This is a genomic window from Lacticaseibacillus manihotivorans DSM 13343 = JCM 12514 (assembly GCF_001435035.1).
GTDB lineage: Bacteria > Bacillota > Bacilli > Lactobacillales > Lactobacillaceae > Lacticaseibacillus > Lacticaseibacillus manihotivorans.
Window position 1 is genome coordinate 1 of sequence record NZ_AZEU01000294.1, and the last position, 5,008, is coordinate 5,008.

At 48.4% G+C, this 5,008-nt stretch carries 6 protein-coding genes; 5 read left to right on the forward strand and 1 reads right to left on the reverse strand.

Annotated elements, in window-relative coordinates; genetic code table 11:
• Positions 1-80: 80 nt before the first annotated feature.
• The gene (locus FD01_RS14230) at positions 81-563 is read right to left on the reverse strand and encodes a GyrI-like domain-containing protein (protein WP_056964955.1); all 483 of its coding nucleotides are present in this window, start codon (positions 561-563) and stop codon (positions 81-83) included.
• A gap of 78 nt (positions 564-641) precedes the next feature.
• On the opposite strand from FD01_RS14230, the gene FD01_RS14235 reads away from it, so the two are divergent.
• The 5 genes from FD01_RS14235 to FD01_RS14255 all read left to right on the forward strand — a co-directional run.
• On the forward strand, positions 642-1,598 hold the full coding sequence (locus FD01_RS14235) for a helix-turn-helix transcriptional regulator (protein ID WP_054719513.1): 957 nt from the start codon (positions 642-644) through the stop codon (positions 1,596-1,598).
• Between the two features lie 65 nt (positions 1,599-1,663).
• Positions 1,664-2,359, forward strand: coding sequence for a response regulator transcription factor (locus FD01_RS14240; RefSeq protein ID WP_054719510.1), 696 nt, complete (start codon positions 1,664-1,666; stop codon positions 2,357-2,359).
• Positions 2,356-3,705 carry a HAMP domain-containing sensor histidine kinase gene (locus FD01_RS14245; protein ID WP_056964956.1) on the forward strand — a complete coding sequence of 450 codons (1,350 nt, stop codon included), beginning with the start codon at positions 2,356-2,358 and terminating at the stop codon, positions 3,703-3,705. The genes FD01_RS14240 and FD01_RS14245 overlap by 4 nt, the downstream gene beginning before the upstream one ends.
• 223 nt (positions 3,706-3,928) lie before the next feature.
• Entirely contained in the window at positions 3,929-4,366 is a 438-nt protein-coding gene (locus FD01_RS14250) for a hypothetical protein (protein WP_056964958.1), read from the forward strand.
• A 10-nt stretch (positions 4,367-4,376) separates the two neighbouring features.
• Positions 4,377-5,008, forward strand: a 632-nt coding sequence (locus FD01_RS14255; protein WP_056964960.1) for a VTT domain-containing protein, incomplete at its 3' end; no start/stop codon positions are given.

Genomic DNA, 5,008 nt, shown 5'->3' on the forward strand with positions numbered 1-5,008 from the left:
AGAGACAGATTCAACTTTATAATATTTCATCTGTCAACTTGACAGGGACTAGTGCAGTCAGTAATTTTTTTGGCTTGAAGTTAGTGTTTTTGCACTGGGATCCACATTTCACCAGTCACCTTGCCCTCTGCTTCACCTAAAGTGACCGCAGCATTGGGACCACCAACGTAGGCATAATCACCGATTTCACCCAGCGCTTTGCCAAATGCTTCACCTTCAAGCATCGCAAACAATTGACCAGGGTTCTCGGCAGCACCGGTCACGACCAAGTATTGTGAATCTGGGAAGCTGATGGCGCGGGCGTTTTCTGGGGCCTCGGCATTGGATTCAACGCCTGCGTAGTACCACATTTCATTTTGATAAGCTTCATTGACGGCAAACAAATGGGAATCTGGGGCAAGGTCAGTCAATTGTTTTAAACGGCCGTCTGCGTTGACGTCGTTCCATAATTGTTGTTTTTGGCGAGTGATTTGGGCAAACTTGTCGGCGCCTTCCCCATATTGCACCGTGCGGCCAAAGCCTAAGATGGTAAAAGCAGTTTTGTGTTCAATTGAATAAGTCATGATTAATTGCTCCTTTTTGGTTGATGAGCATATAATAAAGGCCAAACGTATCAAAAGTTGACACCTTTAGGAGCCATTATGCAAAAAAGTTTGCGAATTCAAACTGAAATGCGCTACATCAACAATCGTGAGCACTTCACCATCAAAGACTTACAAAACGAATTTGAGATCTCTCGTGCGACGGCGATTCGCGACCTTGACGAAATTCAAACACTGGGCCTGCCGTTGACCAGCCAACCTGGACACAATGGCGGTTATGCGGTGTTGCGCAATCAAACCTTGATGCAAGTGCAGTTCAACCAAACGGAACTGGCCGCTTTATTTACCGCATTTCTCGCGACCACCAACGCACAACTGCCTTTTCTCAAAAGTCGCCAAGCGATCGTTGAGAAACTTTTAGCCATCGTCTCCCCAGAACAAAAACAGCAACTCCTCGCCTTGCGTCAAATTCTGGTCTTTGAAAACACCAACCCAGACGATCCCGACTTGCTGGAACTTACCGATCACGCGCCAGATCAACTCGGCCCACTGATCGCAATGGCGACTTCAACCAAAGCGTTACAATTTACTTACACCAAAGCAAATGGTGACACCTCGACTCGCCAAGTTTGGCTGAAGCATATTTATCAACGGATGGCGACGTGGTATTTTGATGGCATGGACGTCGACAAGCACGCCCAGCGCTTGTTTCGAGTGGATCGAATTTCAAATCTGCAAGCTGGCACCTTCAAGCCGCTCACGCCAGACATCATCAAAGCCTGGCAAGCCCAAACGGCACAACCAAATGTCGATTTACAACTCGATGCAGTAGCAATTGCCCGCTTTCGGCGGTATCATCAACCGGGACGCAGTTTACAATTTCTCGATCCGTTTCAACAATCCGCGCGCTTGAGCGATCATTTGAATGATCAAGATCCTAAAGCTTGCGCAATGTATGCGGATTGGCTGTTGAGTTTAGGCACTGGAGTTCACGTTAACCGCTTGCCTCAAGCCGTCATGGATCAAATCAAGGCGCGACTGCAAGCTTGGCAATAATTTTTTCTAATGATGCCGACACCAAGTTTTGATCTGCGCTATGATATTTTTAGGAGGGCGCTACCATGAAAAAAACCTTATTGCTCGTTGAAGATGAATCCGGTTTGGCAGATTCCCTGCAAACCGAATTTCAATTAGAAGACTTTGACGTGCTGTGGGCCGCAGACGGTGAAGCCGCCTTGCAACAATTCAACGACCACCAAGACCAAATCAATGTGATCATTTTAGATTGGATGTTGCCGAAACTCGACGGGTTTTCCGTGTTACGCCGCATTCGCAAACATAGCCAAGTGCCGATCATCATGTTGACAGCGCGGGATTATATCGGGGATAAAGTCGCCGGCCTCACTGGTGGCGCCGATGACTACATGACCAAACCTTTTGAAATGGAAGAATTGATCGCCCGTGTCGAAGTCGCCTTGCGCCACAGCCAACCGCAGACCCAGGCCGCCTCCAGTCTCCAAGTCGCTGACTTGCAAGTGGATCTCGACACCAAGCGCGTCACCCGCAACGGGCAAATCATCACCTTGACCCAGCGCGAATTCGAATTATTAGTCGCCTTATTGCAAAATCATGATCAGCCTTGTTCCCGCGACGATTTGCTCAACACGGTTTGGGGCGTGGACTTTGACGGACAGCCGAATATTTTAGATGTCTACATTAAAAACCTCCGCACCAAAATCGATCAAAGTGCGCCAAAGTTGATCCACACGGTGCGTGGCGTGGGATACATGTTATCTGATGCGGTGGCGACTCAATGAAAAAAAATCAATCCAGTGCGGCCATCATGTGGCGCCAGTTGATGACCATGATCACAGTGTTGACGTTAGCGTTAACGGTCGTCATCTTAATCGCGGTATCGCACCAGATCCTCAAACAAACGCAAAGCGAATCCGACCACATCATCGCCAGTTTAAAAAGTGCGGTGATCGACGGCGATGATGACTGGGAAAATTGGCGCAAAACTTCCACCTTGGATACCTCAACCAGTTATGTTTACGTGCGCAATTCTCGTGCAGACGCCAAGGTCAAACACTACTACTCTCCAAATGCTGACGACTTGTTGTCGATCGATCCCATCGAGATCCCGATCAACAAGCATTTGTACTACCGCCCACATTTTGGCTTGTTGTTCCGCCGGACTGGCCATTCGCGCGGGATCTATTACACGTTGTGGCTCAGCATGGACAGTTCAGTGAAGATCTTGTTGCGGGTGGTCGAAGCCACCGTGATGTTGTTAGTCATTACCTTGTTTTTAGCGCCTTTTTACATTAGGCGTTTGACGCAACGCTTAACCGATCCGTTAACCACCTTATCCACCAGCACGAAAAAATTAGCCAGTGGTTCTGGTGCTGATTTATTGCCAGTACCGAAAACGCCAACTGAAGTCGGTGAACTGGCGACTGATTTCAACCACTTATTGACAGAGTTACATGAGCGCCAAGAACAGCAGAAAACGTTCATTTTAAATGCGGCCCATGAACTGCGCACGCCGATCGCCACGATTCGCAGTCACTCGCAATTGATCGAACGCCGTGGCAAAGACCATCCGGAAGTGATTCCAAAATCTGTCGCGTATATCACCCAGGAATCTCGCCAAATGGAACAACTGGTCGAAGAATTGCTCGCCTTAACGCGCGCTGATCGGTTAACCGTTGATTTACACGCAGTCGATTTAACTAAATTGATGCAGGAATTGACTTCCAAACTTCAAAATACCATTCCGCAAAGCTTGGCCGTAACGATTGCGGATGACGTTCAAGTCAACGCCGACGAATCTGCTTTGGAACAAATCATCGACAACCTCGTCGGCAATGCCTCAAAGTACTCCCCTGAAGATGCCCCGATTGCTGTCACCTTAACCACCGATACCACACAAGCCGTGATCACCGTGGCAGACAGTGGTAGTGGCATTAGCGCAGAAGATAAACCGCATGTCTTTGAACGCTTCTATCGTTCAGCCGAGGTTCGCGGTACTGTCACTGGGACAGGGTTAGGCTTAGCAATCGCTGCGCAGCTAGCGGAACGCTTTAAAGGCCAGTTTGAAATTGCTGACAATGAACCCAAAGGCACGATTATTCGTTTAGCAATACCTTTATTATCATAAGCCACAAGCGCTTCAGCAAATGCTGAGGCGTTTTTTTGTGGCGTCATAAAAAATATTTTCAGGAATAAATCAGGTCTTTCTGAAAAAAATTCAGAATTGTCGACTGCGACGATGGGATTTCGCGACACTTTCTGAAAAATCCTCAGTTGCTGTTTAGATGACATTAGTGTTACAAAGATTCGCGGCATCGTACACTAACGATGTTGATTAAGGAGGTCTGCTCATGCGGCTACGAACACATCCGGTTTTCACATTACAACTGCTGATCGTCGCCATGATCGGCACCTTCACTTCAGAACTCTTGGCCAATGATATCAGTGCCTTGGCGGTGACGATTTTCACTTTGCCTTTACTACTCGGCGTGCCTGCTGGCGGCAGTCATCATGCCAGCGGCACCGCCTTGATCACCATGGTCATCGGCGTCATTGCCAGCTTATGGTTGGCTGATCACCTAGTCGCGATGGGCTTGACCCTGCTGGCGATCATTTTACTGTTTGTCGCCTTTCGTCGCAGCAATGCCTCAACGGCTTTAGTCGTTGCCATCGGCGTGGCGCTTGGCACCACGATTTTTCCACATTTGGTGATGAACCCTTGGCTTGCTTTACTCACTTACTGCTTGTTCATCGTCGGTTGTCACTTTTTCGCTAAACCACTCAATTAAGGAGTCGCTTATGTCTGTCTTATTACTCACCACCTTGATTCCAAACCTCGGGCAATTACTGCCGGCATTGATCAGTCAATGGGGCGCATTGATCTACATCGGCTTGTTTTTAGTCATTTTCATTGAAACCGGCGTGGTGATTTTACCCTTCTTACCAGGCGATTCGCTATTATTTCTTTGCGGCTCCTTGGCAGCACTCGCTAACGGCGGATTGAACATTTGGGTCTTATGGGGCTTGTTGGTCATTGCCGCGTTTGTCGGGGATTCGCTGAACTTTGAAATCGGCGAGCACTTCGGCGGCTGGCTCACGCATAATCAAAAACTCCAACGCTTTATCAAACCTGAATATCTCGACCGTTCCGCTAAATTCTTTGAAAAACATGGCAAGGCCGCCATTTTCTTAGGCCGGTTCATGCCGATCATTCGCACTTTCATCCCCTTCACCGCCGGCATCAGTAAAATGCACTACCGCGATTTCGTCTTTTATAACTTACTCGGCGGGATCGCTTGGGTCACCGTCGCCCTCGGTGCAGGCTTTTTCTTCGGCAATGTCGCCATTGTCAAAGCCCATTTTGAATTGATCATGAGGGCGTGCGGACGTTTTTCTGGACTTTCAACCTCAGGCGGCCTTGCTCTGACGGT